Genomic DNA, 16,560 nt, shown 5'->3' on the forward strand with positions numbered 1-16,560 from the left:
AACTTTAGCAAAAAGGAAGAAGGGATTCCTCAGTTGTTAAAATCTAAGATTTTCTCAACTATCGGAATGACAGTTCGTAGAGAAGTCTTTGGGGTAAAATTTGCTCAAGCTTCGCTTGAGCAAATTTTACCCCACCCAAGCCAACGAAAACCTGTCATTCCGATGGAGTGAAACGACGAGGAATCTCTTTTTAAATAATTAGGAGTTAGCTTGATAACCCAAAATTAATAATTAACCATTATCCACCAGTTCTATCAAAGTAATCTCAGGTCGCATTCCAATTCTAGCTGGAAATCCTAACCAACCTAAACCTCTATTCACATACAAATATTGCTCGTTGTGTTTGTACAATCCAGCCCAATGTTTAAACTTATATTTTATCGGACTCCATTTCAAATTTTTATATTGAAAGCCAGCTTGCATTCCGTGCGTATGTCCTGCTAGCATTAAAGAAATGTCCGTTTTATCAATCACTTCTTCTGTCCAATGTGTGGGATCGTGAGACAACAAGATTTTGAACGGAATATCTTTTACTTTGAGTAAAGCCCTTCTTAGATTTCCGTATTGTTTAAAAGGTGGTTTCCCCCAATTTTCAACACCAATTAATGCTATTTCTTCACCATTTTTGGAAATAACTTCTGCTTCATTCATCAATAATTTGAAATCAATCTTTTTATAAAAGTGCTGAATTAACTCAAAGTTTTTCTGCTTTGCTTTGGGAGTTTTCCATTCACTATAATCTCCATAATCATGATTTCCTAAAATGGCATATTTACCTTCTTTAGATTTTAAACGATTAAAAACGTTATCCCAACCCCTTAATTCTACAGCGTAATTATTAACTAAATCTCCGGTCATAACGATATAATCTGGTTGTAAAGCATTTATTTTTTCAATTGCGGAATCTAGTTTTTTGTATTTATAATTAAAACTACCAAGATGTAAATCAGAGATTTGAACAATTCTTAATCCATCAAAAGATTTCGGCAATAATTTGGAGGATATAATCTCATGATAAACTTTAAACCTATAAAGCGCTTTAAGAATTCCATAAAGAATAACGAAAAATGGAAGGAATCCTGAAAGTAGTCCAACAATCGCTATAAAAAGAAAAGATTCACTTTTTGAAAATAGAAAATTAGTGAAATAAAGAATTGAGATCACGATTACGAAAATTAATTTTGGAGCAAAGGACAAAATACCCAAGCCATAAAATCTTGAAATAAGCTTTTGTTTTCGTATTGGATTAATATTATCCAAAGTGATTTTCAACACAAGAATCGAGGTAATTAGACCAAAAGTAAAAAGCCAAAACAGAACATTAATGACTGTCCTTAAAATTGGTGAATCTATAAGTCGCGTTATCGATTGCAACCAATAAAAAGCTGTAATGTCAATCAATAAAATTGCCAAACACAACAAGATAATCTGGAAAAGAGAAACTTTTTTCATTGCGCTTAGTTTTTTTACCCCAAATACAAACCCTACCAAAATGTTAATTTAAAAAAGACCTCCACTTTGCGACCTCCGTGATTCATCCCAAGCCTTTGCGGTTAAAACCACATCAAACCTTCAAGTCAAACTCGTTAATAATTAAACCTTAAAAATTAATCATTAATCAACGTTTTTTCCAACCAATTCTCATAGCATTTTGTCAAGAAATCCGCTCCATCTTTCTTATACTCTTCTGTGAAAATGGTAAAATGGTCACCTGGATAATATTCAAATTCCATTTTGGCATCCAATTCTTTCATTTCTTTTTCTAATAACCTCACCGAATGGTGCAAATGAAAGTTATCACTTGTTCCAATTGAAATTCTAATTTTTCCATTCACAGCGTCTTTATATTCACTCCAATTTTCTCTCAATAGAAGTGAAATATCATATCTTTTCCATAATGGTAGCGCCGCTTTATTGATTTCACCCGTTGGGTTTTTCAATAGTCTAATTCTATCTCCATTCTCATCATATCCACCAAAAACTGCATCGAAAGAACGCATTTGAGAACCTCTGTAAATTACATTTTCGGTGAGATAAAAGTCTTTTGCGCTGATCACAGGGAATCTTCCCGCTAGGGTTACATCAGCTAATAACCTGCCTGTTTCATCATAAAATAGATTCTTAGCTTCATAAATATTTTTGTTTTGATAATTTCTAAAATCTACCTGATCTGGAGCACTTGCCCAAGCACCCGAAAAGACATCAGGATAATTGATTTGAAGCCATAAACTTGTCCAACCTCCACTGCTGTGACCAAATAAAAAATTAGCTTTATTGGTTCTGTAATTCTTATTGAGCGCCGGGATAAATTCTTTCACAAGTGCGTCTCCCCAAGGACCATTAACATCGCTGTTGGCATAAGTTGAATGTCCTTCAGAACAAACACCATCTAATTTTACAACGATGGCAGACTGATCACCGAATTGGTATTTTTCTTTACCATTAGCATATTTGTAACTCCCTCCAAATCCAGAAGTAGAAAAAACAACAGGGTATTTTGCTTTCGGATTTTCGTAATAATCGGCAGGCAATGTGACCGCAGCATTTACGTAAATATCCTTACCGTGAAACTTGCTGAGTAATTTTGATTTTACACTTAACTCCTTTATAAACTCTGTCTCCATGAGTTTTGTAGGTTGAATAACTTGGTCAGCTTTAATAGTAAAAACCTTATCAAAATCCTTTGTCAAATTGACTTTAATAGGATTAGAATAGATATTTCCTGAGCTTGAACCAATATTTGCTTCACCAATAGCTAAGTCAAAAACTGCTTGAACATAATATTCACCTCTTTCGATATTGGATAATTCAACAGGATAAGAAACAGCATTATCATTAAATATTGCGTTTTCATTCGCTTTTAAACTCTTAACGTCAACCCTAAAAATTGGCGTTAATTCAAGTCCAACAAAAATATCTTTTGGAGATTTGTTTTCTTTAGAAAGATAAAGCAAAATACTCCCTGAAAAATCTTTCTCAATTAATTCAGAAGCATAGCTCACTTCAAAAACTTGTGATTTCGATTGCAAGCCAAAAATTAGAAATAGAATGCTGAAAAAATATTTAATCTTCATAAGTATAAATTTTAAAAATAAACAATCAAAAACAACCTCACAACCATACCATTAACCTCAACCAAATAATCAATTCAACCCACGTTAACCAACTTGTCCGACAACTGGCGGATTAATAATTAACTGTAAAAAAATACCTATCGCAATATCCACTTACAATTAACCAATTCTCAAAACCCCAACCAAATAATCAATTCAACCCACGTTAACCATTAATAATTAACAATTAAAAAATACGCTTGTTTAGTAATTTCAATCTCTTCATTAGTTGGAACAACCAACACCTTCACTTTAGAATCTTCACTATTAATTTCTCTTATTGCATTTGATTTAATTTGGTTTTTAGAATCATCAAAGTTAATTCCAAAGAAATCCAACTCTTCACAAACCATTTTTCTAATCAGATTTGCGTTTTCACCAATTCCTGCAGTAAAAACAATAGCATCTACTCCGTTCATGGCTGAAATGTATGAACCAATATATTTCTTAATGCGATACGTATTCATTTCCAACGCTAAAATACAATCTTTATCCCCTTTTTCAGCTTCTGCAATAATGTCTCTTAAATCGCTGAAACCTGTTAAGCCTAACATACCGCTCTTTTTGGTGAGTAAAGTGTTGACCTCATCCAAACTGTACCCTAAATAATTTACTAAATAAAAGATAATGGAATGATCAATATCTCCACTTCGGGTTCCCATTATTAGTCCATTTGCAGGAGCAAAACCGAGACTATGATCAATACTGATTCCGTCTTTAATTGCTGTCATACTGCATCCATTTCCTAAGTGAATGCTGATAATTTTAGAAGTTTTAAGTTTTAAAAACTCAATTGCTTTTTCAGAAACATATTTGTGACTTATTCCATGAAAACCATATAATTGAATTTCTGCTTTTTCAGTTAACTCTTTTGGAATAGCGTATTTTTTTGATTTCTCAGGGATAGTTTGATGAAAAGCAGTGTCGAAAACCGCAACTTGTTTTGCCAACGGAAAGAGTTCTTCCGATACAATAATCCCTTCTAAATTCGCAGGATTATGCAAAGGCGCTAAAGGACAAAACTCTTTGATTTTCTCTTTAACTTCTGCTGTAATTAAAGTGGTATCAGAAAATGAATTTCCTCCATGCACCACACGGTGTCCCACTATTTTAATTTCATCAGTGCTTGTAATTACTCCTTTTTCACTGTCCAATAATAAATCTACAATCTTTTGAAGGCCTTGGTTATAAGTTTCTATTGCTAGAATCTTTTTAAAATCAATATCCTTTGATTTATAATTGATAATCGCATCTTCTGAACCAATTTTCTCTAACAATCCACTGCACAATAATGCTTCGGAAGGCATTTCTATCAACTGAAATTTTATAGAAGAACTTCCTGAGTTAAGTACTAAAATCTTCATCCTTATCTTTTAAATATCTTGTGCTTGAATAGCCGTTACGACAACCGTATTGAAAATATCATCCACCGTACAACCTCTACTTAAATCATTTACTGGTTTATTCAATCCTTGAATTATTGGACCAATTGCCAAAGCTTTTGTTTCTCTTTGAACAGCTTTGTAAGTGTTGTTTCCAGTGTTCAAATCTGGGAAAATAAACACATTGGCTTGACCCGCAACTTCAGATTCTGGAAGCTTCAATTTCCCTACTCGCATATCTACTGCAGCATCATATTGAATTGGTCCTTCTACTTTTAAATCGGGTCTTTTCAGCTTCACAATTTCTGTAGCTTTTCTCACTCTCTCCACATCTTCACCTACTCCAGAAGTTCCTGAAGAATAAGAAAGCATTGCAATTTTTGGATCAATATCAAACGCTACACTTGTGGCAGCGGATGAAATAGCTATTTCCGCCAATTCCTCTGAATTTGGATTTGGGTTAATTGCACAATCTCCATAAACTGAAACGCGGTCTTCTAAACACATAAAAAATACCGAAGAAACTATGGAAGCTTCAGGCTTTGTTTTAATGAACTGAAGTGCTGGTCGAATTGTATGCTGAGTGGTATGAATTGCACCCGAAACCATTCCGTCGGCATCGCCCATGTAAACCATCATTGATCCAAAATAAGAAACATCTTCCATCAAGTCTTTCGCCATTACGAGATTGACATTCTTATGTTTACGCAATTCATAAAGCGTTGTGGCATACTTTTCAAAATGAATAGATTCAACGGGGTCAATAATATTTACCTTGTTAAGATCTAATGCAATATCAAGCGCTATTAATTTTTCTTCAATCGCTTTTTTGTCTCCAAGCAAAGTTATTTCTGCTGCGTCTACTTCAATTAATTGTTTAGTTGCTCTTAAAATACGTTCATCTAATCCTTCCGGTAAAACAATATGTTTTTTATTAGATTTTGCTTTTTTCAATAAATTATATTGAAACATTCTTGGAGTAATTCCTTTAGTTTCAAAAGTGATCAATCGTTCAATTAATTCATCAACTTTGACATATTTCTCAAAATCTTTAATCGAAGTGCTAATTTTCTGTGTGTTTTCAGCATAAATTTGAGATTTTATTGCTCCAATCGCATTTACCACAGCAAAAGTTCCTCCATCCACTGCAATAATTGGAACGACATCTGAAAGTCCTTCAATCAATTTATTTATAGATTCTTCTGGAACTAATCCTCCCGTTAAAACAATACCAGAAACACTTGGATAATTATCAGAAACGTTAGCTTGTAAAGCACCTAAGATAAGATCGGCTCTATCTCCGGGAGTTATCACTAGACTATCTTCCACCAATAAATGATTCAAATAATTAGGCAATTGCATCGCTCCAACACTAAAATATCCAGCTTGATTATTGATGAAAGCTTCACCAAATAGAACTTTCGCATTCAATACTTTTACAATTTCTTTAATCGATGGATTTGCTAATAAAGGATTCAAAGGAATAGCATTCACAATTACATCAGAAGGAAAGTGTTTTTCTAATTCAGAAACCACTAATTCAATGTTTTGCTGTTCTACTTTATTTCCAATAATTGATAAAACTTCAACGCCTTTATCTCTAAAAGTATCGTAAGCCATGTGTAAATTACTTACTAATTCATTTAGAGTTTTGCCCACACCACTTTCTAAAATAATGGCTGGAACACCAAGATTTTTGGCAATTAAAACATTGATATCAAATTCACCAATCGATCCTTCGCCAGAAAAGCTAGTTCCTTCAATTAAAATGAAATCGAAACGCTCTTCAACGGCTTTATATTTATCAATAATTTTACTGATAATTTCATCGTCTTTGTTCTCGTTTTTCTTTCTAATCACTTCACTCCGTGTAAATGCATAAGCATCTTCGAACTTCAAGTCTAAGTTGAAATAACTAATAACTGTATTGATATGGTTATCGATTTTCCCTTCTTTTGGATCGTCAATTATTGGTCTGAAATATCCTACTTTTGAGGCTCTTCCTAACAACAATTGCATCAATCCCAAAGAGACAATTGATTTCCCGCTATTTGGTTCTGTTGTTGCAATATAAATTGCTTTATTGGCTGCTTTCTTCATCTTTAGCTTACCTAGCTTTAATTTTAATAATCACCTTAAATTGGTTAACAAATTTAACAATTAAGCTGCGTAAAGCAAAGTGGAAAAAATTATAAATGGTAGAACCTGACATCAATCATTTAATGCTAAATAGTCATTACAAGCAGGCTCAAAATCGGAGGTTTTTATCGAAAACTAAATAGCTTAATCTTTTAGCTTTCACCCCTTAATTAAGAAGGAATCACTAAAAATGGAATTGCTAACTGAAAACCAATTTCGTTAATCTTATTCTTAAAGAACAAATTTTCAAAGAAAGTGTGCTTATTATTAATCATCACCAATAGATCAATATTATTTTCTGACTGAAATTTTTCAACTGCTTCAGGAATTTTCTGGTCTTCAACGTTATGAATTTCAAATGCGATGTCCTCTAAGATTTCTTCAAGGAGATTTCTGTTGTCTAGTTGTTCTTCTGATAATCTCCTCTCGTTATAGACATGCAAACTATGGATTGTTGATTGATATTCTTTCGCAATTTCAAGAATTGGCTTTACATGTTTTTCGTCAAAAGCAATGCTATAATCTGATGGAAATAATATTTCGCGAGGCACTTCGAACTTAAATTCATCTGGAATAGCCAAAACCGGACATTTTGAATTATTCAAAACATCAACCGTGTTTGATCCAAACAAAACCTTCATTGCTCCGGTTGCTCCTTTTGTTCCCATTACAATTAAATCCATACCATGTTCCTTGTCCAAATCTTCCATCGCTCCAGTTAATGTCCCGAAAGATGAAACTGATTTAATTTTATGTTTTGGATTACTAAGCTCTTTTTCAAAGCGCTGACTTATTTTCTCTAAACCATTCTTAGACGCATTCTTGATTGTTTCCGTTAGCTCAATTCTAGAGGGATTTGGAACGGCATATTCTGTCCCATAAACTACTAACTTGTATGTGTTCAACAAATAGAAAGTGCAATTTTCATTTTTGACCAATTGTGATGCATAGGAAATAGCATTCCAAGAATTCTCAGAAAAATCTGTAGGTAATAATATATTCTTCATAATGACTTTTTATTCAAAAATAACTCATATTGAATGCATCAGCAAATAATATAACAGTGATTATTGTCAGTTTTCGAATGATAATTGATAATTGATAATTGATAATTGATAATTGATAATTGATAATTGATAATTGATAATTGATAATTGATAATTGAAGAGACGGAAAGTTTTTTTCAGGCCAAAGAAAAGCGGAATTATTTTATCATTTTTAATCAACAACCACAGTCGCTACCGAGAGTTTCCAATTCGTGGTAGCGTTAATAATTAAACGATTGATAATTAACCATTAAGAAGGTTACCATTGTTACACACATTTATACTACTATTAGTTAACTTGCGCTGTTGACCAAGTCATAAAATAATTTCACTCACAGCAAAGTAATGAAACAAGATATCACGATACCACATGAAGTAAGTTCAAGAGCAGAATTCAAACGTAAATTTAGCTTTGGACAAATGTATTTCTCCTTTATTTATGCGGCTAGGGCATTTTCTGTATTGTCCAAAAACAAAAAGAGAGGCTTACTTCATCCAGATTTTGTAGAGCGTTTACAGCTAGCAGTAACCGAAGTAAATGGTTGTGCTGCATGTTCATACCAGCACACTAAAATGGCGCTAAAACAAGGAATGAGTAATGAAGAAATTAGCAGTTTTTTGAGTGGTGGAGACAGTTTTATTCTTCCAGAAGAAGCAAAAGCAATAGTTTTTGCGCAACACTTCGCTGATGAAACTGGTCGTCCAAAAAAATACGCCTTCGATTCAATTGTAAAAGAATATGGAGAAGAGAAAGCAGAGATTATCTTGGCCGCTTGTCAAGTTATGATTGCTGGAAACATGTATGGAATTCCTTTCAGTGCTTTTCAATCAAGATTAAAAGGAAAACCGTTTAAAGACAGTTCGCTTTTCTATGAATTAGGAATGATGATTTCAGGATTGCTAGCGCTTCCATTTGTTATTATTCACCACCTTATTCGAAAATTGTTTGGATTTTCGAATAAGAAATTTGCGAAAGACTAGCTGATAATTGATAATTGATAATTGATAATTGATAATTGATAATTGATAATTGATAATTGAAGAGACGCAAAGCTTTTGTCAGCCCAAAGAAAAATGGAATGATTTTATCATTATTAATCAACATTCTAATCCAACAACGTCGCTTATTAACGACAAAATCACTATTTTTGGTGGAAATAAGCGACAAATGAGTTCTAAAAAAGTAAATCTTCTTCCCAAGTATCAACAAATTTTTGATGAAATAGGGGAAAACATCAAACTTGCACGAAAACGACGAAAGCTAACTACTGAACAAGTTTCAGAACGTGCTGGAGTTCACCGTTCTACTTTAAATCGCATCGAAAAGGGAGATCCTTCTGTCGCTATTGGAATATATTTCAATGTGCTAAAAGTCCTTAGCTTAGAAGGAGACTTTAAGAACATAGCAAAAGATGATGTCTTTGGCAGAAAACTTCAAGATCTTGATTTATTATAGAATATGGGAAAAGGAAAATTTGATATTTATGTTTATGCGGATTGGGAAGAATTAAATGGCCCTGCTGAAATAGGAATACTCTCTGCTCATTTTGCAAAAGGAAAAAAGACATTCAGTTTCGAGTACAATAAAGAATGGTTGAAGAGAGGCGTATTTCAATTATTAGACCCAGAAATTTCATTCTTTACTGGGCCACAATATCCAGATAATAAAGAAAATTTTGGTATATTCTTGGATAGCATGCCAGACACTTGGGGTAAAACTTTAATGAAACGACGTGAAGCACAAAAAGCAAGACTTGAAAATAAAAAAAGTAAAACGCTATACGAAATTGATTATTTATTAGGCGTTTACGATGAAAGTCGTATGGGAGCGATTCGATTTAAAACTAATCGAAAAGAAGATTTTCTAGATAATGATAATTCGAACCCAACTCCACCATGGTCATCAATTGGTGATTTACAGAATGCTGTTAAACATCTTGAAGAAGATTCTAATAATGAAAATATAAATCATTGGCTCTCTATTCTTATAGCGCCTGGATCATCACTTGGTGGCGCTAGGCCAAAAGCCAATATTCTTGGAATAGATAAAAGTCTATGGATTGCTAAATTCCCTTCAAAAACAGATATTGTAGATAAAGCGGCATGGGAATTTCTAACTTACGAACTAGCGATTGCTTGTGGTATAGAAATGTCAGAATCGAAAATAGAAAAGATTTCAGGATTACATCACACATTTTTAACTAAAAGATTCGACCGAAAAAACAAAAATAGAATTCACTTTGCATCAGCCATGACAATGACAGGAAACACGGAAGAAACTCTTAAAACCAAACATCCAAGCTATTTAGACATAGTTGATGTTATTGAGAACTATGGAGCAAATGTCAATATGAATTTAAAAAAGCTCTGGCGCAGAATTGTTTTTAACATTGCAGTTTCAAATACTGATGATCATCTAAGAAATCACGGTTTTATATTGACCGAAAAGGGATGGGAACTTTCTCCTGCATATGACATAAATCCTTCAACTGATAAGAATGGACTTTCTTTAAATATTGATATGGATGACAATGCACTAAGTTTTGAACTTGCAAAAAGCGTTGGAGAATTTTTCCGATTAAATGAAAAAGAAATGAACGAAATAATCGAAGAAATTATTAAAGTAGTGAAAAATTGGAAAAATATTGCTAAGAAAATTGGTATTTCAAACAAGGAACAAAGTATCATGGAATCAGCATTCAAATTGATAATTGATAATTGATAATTGATAATTGATAATTGATAATTGATAATTGATAATTGAAGAGACGGAAAGCTTTTGTCAGCCCAAAGAAAAATGGAATGATTTCATCATTTTTAATCAACACTTATCCAACTGTTACCTGCTGAAAATCAAATATTAAAACCAACTCTATCGCGTTAACAATTACCCATTAATAATTAATCATTAAAAAAACACTACCTTTGCAACTTATATATAATACATGACATTTAAACAACTCGGCTTAGCCGAACCCATATTAAAAGCCCTCGAAGAAGAAGGCTACGAAAATCCAACCCCAATTCAAGAACAATCTATTCCAATCTTATTGAAAGGAAAAGACCTTTTGGGTGTTGCACAAACAGGTACTGGTAAAACAGCTGCTTTTGGAATTCCAATCTTACATCATTTGTACAATTCGAATAATAATTCGAACGGTAGACGCAGAATTCGTGCTTTGGTGGTAACGCCAACACGTGAATTAGCTATTCAAATTGATGAGAGTTTTACTGCTTACGGTAGACACACTGGTTTAAGAACTACTGTTATTTACGGTGGTGTAAAACAAACCAAACAAGTAGCGCGCCTTAAACAAGGTGTTGATATTTTAGTTGCAACTCCAGGTCGTTTACTCGATTTAGTGAACCAAGGTTATATTACTTTCCGTGATTTGGAATTTGTAGTTTTGGATGAAGCGGATCAAATGCTCGACATGGGCTTTATTCACGATATCAAAAAGATTATCGCTCAGCTTCCACCAAAAAGACAATCCCTTTTCTTTTCTGCTACCATGCCGAAATCAATTGTTGAATTGTCTAAAAAGATTTTAGGTGAATTTGAACAAGTAACAATTAAACCACAACAAGCAACTGCTGAAAAAGTAGAGCAAGGGGTTTATTTTGTAAGTAAAGGAAACAAAGTTGATCTATTAGCAAACCTCATTAAAGACCGTCCAGGAGAATCTGTTTTAGTATTTTCTCGCACGAAACACGGAGCTAATAAAATCGTTAAGAAATTAGATCAAGTAGATATTAAATCTGCTGCTATTCACGGAAATAAATCTCAACCACAGCGTGAAGCTGCTTTGGGAGGATTTAAAGAAGGAAGGATTCAAGTTTTAATTGCTACTGATATTGCAGCGCGAGGAATCGATGTTGACCAATTGTCTTTAGTAGTAAACTACGATTTACCAAATGTTGCTGAAACTTATGTTCACCGAATTGGTAGAACTGGTCGTGCACATGCAAGTGGAATCGCTTTGTCTTTTTGTGAAAACGAAGAACGTGCTTATTTAAGAGACATTGAAAAACTCATCAAGCAGAAAATTCCAGTAATGGATCCACATCCTGAAGTTGAGGAAGAAATTGAAGATAAAAACGCAAAACCACCAAAACAGCAACAAAGAGGTAGAGGCGGCGGAGGCGGTGGTCAAAGAAAACCACAAAACAAAAAAGGTAATAATAACAACAGAAGTCGCGCTCCAAGGAGAGACTGATTTCTAGATTTTTCAAAACATAAACTTAAAGCAGTGAATAGAACAATGAAAATTGGGAATTCGCTGCTTTTTTGCTTCTACAACAATGGAGAAACCAACCTCACGGTTTTTTCAATTAACTTGGATCTCTTAGAGCGATTAAACCATTGCTCTGGATTAATTTGATCAGCTTCTTGAATATCTTGATAAAATGCCGCGCTTAATTCGGCAGCGGTTTCTTCATCATAAACAATGGCATTGACCTCAAAATTGAGGTCGAAACTTCTATAATCCATGTTTGCTGTTCCTACAATTGCAATTCTACCATCGACAACCATTGTTTTGGCGTGCACAAACCCTTTTTGATAAACATAAATCTCAACTCCAGCTCTCAATATTTCAGCGTAATAAGAACGTGATGCAGCATTTACGATGTTCGAATCAGATACTCCAGGAACAAGCAATTTAATTTTCACCCCTCCTAAAGCTGCTACGACAAGGGCTTCTATCATACTTTCTCCAGGAATAAAATAGGGTGTTGTGATCAATACTTCTTCTTTTGCTAAGTTAATAGCTTGCAATAAAGAATATAAAATAGTGGGTACTGGAGAATCCGGTCCACTGGCAACAATTTGTACAATCTTATTGTCTTTGATCTCGAAACTTTCTGGTGGTGGAAAATAATCATCAGTTGGAACAAGGTTGTCTTGGGCACAAAAATTCCAGTCACACATAAAGGTATGTTGCAAGAAAAAAACTGCATGACCTTTAATTTGGATATGTGTATCTCTCCAATACATGTGAGGAGCATCGGGATAATTAATGTATTTATCACTCACATTTATTCCGCCAACAAAAGCTTCTTGGCCATCAATAATTATAATTTTCCTGTGATTTCTATAATTTAATCGGTTGGCGAAATAAATGAATATTACTCTATGAAAAGGAAACACCTTTACTCCGGCTGCTGCCAATCGTTTGTGCATTTTACCTCTTACGGCCTTACTACCAAAATCATCATAAATAAACCTCACTTTAACTCCTTCTCGTGCTTTTTCTATTAAAATGTCTACAATTTGATTTCCAATTACATCATTTTCGAAAATGTAAAATTGAATATGAATGTGATGTTTTGCACGTTTTAAAGCTTTAATTGCTTCAGGAAACATTTTTTCACCATTAAACAATAATTTCACTTCATTATTGGCCGAAATACTGCTCAATGAATCACTCGTTATCATGTTAATAAGCTTCTTGTAATCCTTTAAAATCGCCTTCGCTCCCATGTAAGTCGTTTGTGAATACGCTAAAACCTGTTTTCTTAATTGCTTTGAAAGCTCTTCATCTTTGACTAATTTTTTGGTGTACATTTTCCTTTTTCTATAATTGATTCCAAAGGACAAATAGAAAATGACTCCAACAACTGGAACCATCACCACAAACAGCAGATAAGCCAAGGTTTTGGAAAAGCTCTGTGTATCATAAATAATTCGCAAGCAAACTAATATTACCAAAAGCGCGTAAAGAATTTGCAAAATCCACCAGCTAATTACCATACTATTTTCGTTTTAAATTCGTTATAGTGTTTGTATGCCTTATTTATACAACGCTTGAAATTAATCAAAAAATCAAGTCTATTGAAGGATTAAAACGATAATTTAAAGACTTGAATTCGATGTTCTTGATACAATGGCAAGTTTTTTGTATTCTCAATACCAAACAAAATTATAAAGCTATGAAAACAATCATTTCAATATTTATCATAACTGCTGTACTAGTTGGAATGACTAGTTCAACAAATATATCTTACCCAAAAATCCAAAGTAAAAGCTTTACAAGTGGAGAGAAATTAACTTACCGTATCAGTTACGGAATAATGGATGCTGGGGAAGCAGTTTTAACTGTAAAGGAAACCAAGAAAAAAGGAGCAAACGGAAGACCACTTTATCACGTGAAAGGAGAAGGTAAAACACTTGGAGCATTTAATTGGTTCTATAAAGTTGAAGATGTTTATGAATCTTATGTCGACAAAACAGGTGTTTTTCCTTGGTTATTCTTACGTGATATTAACGAAGGTGGTTATGAAAAAGAACAAGAATATGTTTTTGCTCAGGACAAACAAAAAGTTGTATCAAAAGGAAAAGAATACAAAGTTCCTTTAGGAGTTCAAGACATGATTTCATCTTTCTATTATGCAAGAACATTGGATTTCAAGAACATGAAAGTGGGTGATGTATCTGAGTTTAAAGTTTTCATGGATGAAGATGTTTGGCCTTTAAAAGTTAGATATGTTGGAAAAGAAGATATTAAAATTCGTAAAGGAACATTCGAATGTCTTAAATTTCAACCTGTTGTTCAACAAGGAAGATACTTTGAAAAAGAAGACGATGTTGAATTTTGGGTAACCAATGATGCCAACAGAATTCCAGTTCTAGTGAAAGCCAAAATTCCAGTAGGAAGCATTAAAATGCACCTTGTAGATTGGGAAGGTTTAGTTGGTGACATTGCAATAAAGTAAAATAAGATAGTTCTAATTTAGGAAACGCACTGTAGAAATACTGTGCGTTTTTTTGGTTAATATGGTTTTAATGGCGCAGTTCTAACTATCATCGCAAAATTGATAATTCAATTTAAAGAAACAAAAGGGCTTCGCTCTCCGAGAAGATCCTTCAATCACTAAAATCTCAGATTTTTTTGATTAAAGGATGACAGCGCTAAGTTGGGTGGGGTTAAAAAACGTGGAATAATGCTCAAAAATTCGAACAATCTATATTGAAGTATATAATAACAATATGTGGTGATGATTAGAACTAAGCCGTTTTAACTTATTAGAAGAAGGAAGAGAAAAAGAGGTTAAAACACCATCCGTTTTTCCATTTACACACTGTTTTGTCTCCAAAAGCTTAACTATTGAATACACTTTCGTAAATTTGTAACATGGTAGTATATAATGTAACAATTAGTCTTGATGTAAACGTGGCCGAAGATTGGCTAACATGGATGCGCGACACCCACGTTCCTGATGTAATGGCAACTGGACATTTTAGAGACAGTAAAATTTGTCGTGTTCACGGCGAAGAAGAAGGTGGAATTACTTATGCAATTATGTACACCGCTATTTCTCAAGAAGATTTAGATACTTATCATGAGCAACATTCTCCGCGTTTACAACAAGAACATACAGAAAAGTTCTCAGGAAAATTCGCTTCATTTAGAACACTACTTTCTGTAGTTCAAGAATACAAATAACCATGAGCGTACAACCAAAAAAACATTTAGGTCAACATTTTTTGACTGACGAAAATACGTGCAGAAAAATTGTTCAGCAATACACGAATTTTCAAGGCGCTAATAACATTTTAGAGATTGGTCCAGGAATGGGTGCAATCACGAAATACCTTTTGGATATTGAAGGAACAGATTTACATGTGATGGAAATCGATAGAGATTCTGTAGCATTTTTGAATGAAGCCTATCCTGCTCTTCATGATAAAATTCATTCAAATGATTTTCTAAAAACAGATCTTTCACAATTCTTTGATGGAAAACCTTATGCTGTAGTTGGAAATTTCCCATATAATATCTCTTCCCAAATTCTTTTTCATTGTATAGAATACAGAAACCAAATTCCTGAAATAATGGGAATGTTTCAAAAAGAAGTAGCGGAAAGAATTGCTGAGCCTCCAGGATCTAAGAAATATGGAATTCTAAGCGTTTTAATGCAAACCTATTACGATATTTCGTATTGTTTTACGGTACATGAAAACGTTTTTAATCCTCCACCAAAAGTAAAATCGGGTGTAATTAGCTGTTTGAGAAATCAACGCACACATTTACCGGTTGACGAGGATTTGTATAAAAGAATTATAAAATCTACTTTTAATCAACGCAGAAAAACCGTTAAGAATGGCTTAAAAGTAGTTCTTGATGTGACTTTGCTTCCAGAACATCCGTTTTTGAAACAACGTGCAGAGACATTAAGTGTCGATGACTTTATTGAGTTAACGCAGATTGTTGAAAAAGCGATGGTGTAGTATTAATGTCGCCACTCTGTGGCTTTGAATCTCGTGGTGTTAGTGTTTTTATTAACACTTCATCACTCTGTGGCGATGGATTGTAGATTCTAAAGCTACTGTAATCCAAAAAAACCACACGAAATTTCAATCCAAAATACCAAGTTAAAACTGTTTTAGTTTTATATTTATCGGTTCCTCACTATTACGCTAACTAGCCCACGGAGTGGGTGATATGTGAATAAAAAAAACGTTAGACGTTTTTTTAAAAGCCACAGAGTGGTGACGTGCTACTCAATCATCAATCTGTTTTCTGAATTGGTAAGCGTTTAGGATGAAATCACATTCATATGTCGCCACTCTGTGGCTTTGTAAACTCTTAGTGTAGCTAAAGCTACTAACACTTCACCACTCTGCGGCGATGGATTGTAGATTAAAAAACTACTGTAATCCAAAAAGAAAACACACGAAGTTTCAATCTAGAACATCAAGCTAAAACTGATTTTATTTTGCATTTATCTGCTTCTCTTTATCTAGCCCACGGAGTGGGTGATATGTTAATAAAAAACTTCTAAAGTTTTTTATTAACATATCACAGAGTGGTGACGCACTATGCACACATCACCGCTATTCTCTAAGGTTATGTGGGTTTTAATACTTTTGGTATTGCT

13 protein-coding genes are annotated in these 16,560 nt (G+C 33.7%); 7 read left to right on the forward strand and 6 right to left on the reverse strand.

Annotated features, from left to right (window positions below; translation table 11 throughout):
* Positions 1–231: 231 nt before the first annotated feature.
* From ERX46_RS08670 to ERX46_RS08690, 5 genes are all read right to left on the reverse strand, one after another.
* Positions 232–1,452 (reverse strand): metallophosphoesterase, encoded by a 1,221-nt coding sequence (locus ERX46_RS08670; protein WP_130093467.1) that lies wholly within the window; start codon positions 1,450–1,452, stop codon positions 232–234.
* A 155-nt stretch (positions 1,453–1,607) separates the two neighbouring features.
* On the reverse strand, positions 1,608–3,074 hold the full coding sequence (locus ERX46_RS08675; RefSeq protein WP_130093468.1) for an alpha/beta hydrolase-fold protein: 1,467 nt from the start codon (positions 3,072–3,074) through the stop codon (positions 1,608–1,610).
* 212 nt (positions 3,075–3,286) lie between these two features.
* Entirely contained in the window at positions 3,287–4,477 is a 1,191-nt protein-coding gene (locus ERX46_RS08680) for an acetate/propionate family kinase (protein WP_130093469.1), read from the reverse strand.
* 9 nt (positions 4,478–4,486) lie between these two features.
* Positions 4,487–6,595, reverse strand: coding sequence for a phosphate acetyltransferase (gene pta / locus ERX46_RS08685; RefSeq protein WP_130093470.1), 2,109 nt, complete (start codon positions 6,593–6,595; stop codon positions 4,487–4,489).
* A gap of 209 nt (positions 6,596–6,804) precedes the next feature.
* Positions 6,805–7,641 carry a universal stress protein gene (locus tag ERX46_RS08690; RefSeq protein WP_130093471.1) on the reverse strand — a complete coding sequence of 279 codons (837 nt, stop codon included), beginning with the start codon at positions 7,639–7,641 and terminating at the stop codon, positions 6,805–6,807.
* Positions 7,642–8,025: 384 nt separating this feature from the next.
* Between ERX46_RS08690 and ERX46_RS08695 the strand changes: the two genes are divergently transcribed.
* The 4 genes from ERX46_RS08695 to ERX46_RS08710 all read left to right on the forward strand — a co-directional run bounded on the left by ERX46_RS08695 (position 8,026) and on the right by ERX46_RS08710 (position 11,897).
* Entirely contained in the window at positions 8,026–8,661 is a 636-nt protein-coding gene (locus ERX46_RS08695; protein ID WP_130093472.1) for a carboxymuconolactone decarboxylase family protein, read from the forward strand.
* A 49-nt stretch (positions 8,662–8,710) separates the two neighbouring features.
* Complete coding sequence (locus ERX46_RS08700) at positions 8,711–9,136, forward strand: helix-turn-helix domain-containing protein (RefSeq protein WP_242494556.1); 426 nt, start codon at positions 8,711–8,713, stop codon at positions 9,134–9,136.
* A gap of 3 nt (positions 9,137–9,139) precedes the next feature.
* On the forward strand, positions 9,140–10,402 hold the full coding sequence (locus ERX46_RS08705) for a type II toxin-antitoxin system HipA family toxin (RefSeq protein WP_130093474.1): 1,263 nt from the start codon (positions 9,140–9,142) through the stop codon (positions 10,400–10,402).
* Between the two features lie 223 nt (positions 10,403–10,625).
* Positions 10,626–11,897, forward strand: coding sequence for a DEAD/DEAH box helicase (locus ERX46_RS08710; RefSeq protein ID WP_130093475.1), 1,272 nt, complete (start codon positions 10,626–10,628; stop codon positions 11,895–11,897).
* Between the two features lie 77 nt (positions 11,898–11,974).
* On the opposite strand, the gene cls is transcribed toward ERX46_RS08710, so the two are convergent.
* Positions 11,975–13,432 (reverse strand): cardiolipin synthase, encoded by a 1,458-nt coding sequence (gene cls / locus ERX46_RS08715; RefSeq protein WP_394345107.1) that lies wholly within the window; start codon positions 13,430–13,432, stop codon positions 11,975–11,977.
* Positions 13,433–13,611: 179 nt separating this feature from the next.
* On the opposite strand from cls, the gene ERX46_RS08720 reads away from it, so the two are divergent.
* The 3 genes from ERX46_RS08720 to rsmA all read left to right on the forward strand — a co-directional run bounded on the left by ERX46_RS08720 (position 13,612) and on the right by rsmA (position 15,910).
* Entirely contained in the window at positions 13,612–14,394 is a 783-nt protein-coding gene (locus tag ERX46_RS08720) for a DUF3108 domain-containing protein (RefSeq protein ID WP_165366195.1), read from the forward strand.
* 419 nt (positions 14,395–14,813) lie between these two features.
* Positions 14,814–15,125: a DUF4286 family protein gene (locus ERX46_RS08725; RefSeq protein ID WP_130093477.1), complete on the forward strand. Its 312-nt coding sequence runs from the start codon at positions 14,814–14,816 to the stop codon at positions 15,123–15,125.
* A 2-nt stretch (positions 15,126–15,127) separates the two neighbouring features.
* Positions 15,128–15,910: a 16S rRNA (adenine(1518)-N(6)/adenine(1519)-N(6))-dimethyltransferase RsmA gene (rsmA, locus tag ERX46_RS08730; RefSeq protein WP_130093478.1), complete on the forward strand. Its 783-nt coding sequence runs from the start codon at positions 15,128–15,130 to the stop codon at positions 15,908–15,910.
* Positions 15,911–16,560: the final 650 nt, after the last annotated feature.

The sequence above is a fragment of the Brumimicrobium glaciale genome (assembly GCF_004152935.1).
In the GTDB taxonomy this organism is placed as follows: domain Bacteria; phylum Bacteroidota; class Bacteroidia; order Flavobacteriales_D; family Crocinitomicaceae; genus Brumimicrobium; species Brumimicrobium glaciale.

Excerpts from the sequence above, each read along its gene's own strand:
- ERX46_RS08710 (WP_130093475.1), top strand. The coding sequence starts at position 10,626 with ATGACATTTAAACAACTCGGCTTAGCCGAACCCATATTAAAAGCCCTC.
- pta (WP_130093470.1), bottom strand. The coding sequence starts at position 6,595 with ATGAAGAAAGCAGCCAATAAAGCAATTTATATTGCAACAACAGAACCA.
- ERX46_RS08670 (WP_130093467.1), bottom strand. The coding sequence starts at position 1,452 with ATGAAAAAAGTTTCTCTTTTCCAGATTATCTTGTTGTGTTTGGCAATT.
- ERX46_RS08725 (WP_130093477.1), top strand. The coding sequence starts at position 14,814 with ATGGTAGTATATAATGTAACAATTAGTCTTGATGTAAACGTGGCCGAA.
- ERX46_RS08675 (WP_130093468.1), bottom strand. The coding sequence starts at position 3,074 with ATGAAGATTAAATATTTTTTCAGCATTCTATTTCTAATTTTTGGCTTG.
- ERX46_RS08695 (WP_130093472.1), top strand. The coding sequence starts at position 8,026 with ATGAAACAAGATATCACGATACCACATGAAGTAAGTTCAAGAGCAGAA.
- ERX46_RS08705 (WP_130093474.1), top strand. The coding sequence starts at position 9,140 with ATGGGAAAAGGAAAATTTGATATTTATGTTTATGCGGATTGGGAAGAA.
- cls (WP_394345107.1), bottom strand. The coding sequence starts at position 13,432 with ATGGTAATTAGCTGGTGGATTTTGCAAATTCTTTACGCGCTTTTGGTA.
- ERX46_RS08720 (WP_165366195.1), top strand. The coding sequence starts at position 13,612 with ATGAAAACAATCATTTCAATATTTATCATAACTGCTGTACTAGTTGGA.
- rsmA (WP_130093478.1), top strand. The coding sequence starts at position 15,128 with ATGAGCGTACAACCAAAAAAACATTTAGGTCAACATTTTTTGACTGAC.
- ERX46_RS08680 (WP_130093469.1), bottom strand. The coding sequence starts at position 4,477 with ATGAAGATTTTAGTACTTAACTCAGGAAGTTCTTCTATAAAATTTCAG.
- ERX46_RS08690 (WP_130093471.1), bottom strand. The coding sequence starts at position 7,641 with ATGAAGAATATATTATTACCTACAGATTTTTCTGAGAATTCTTGGAAT.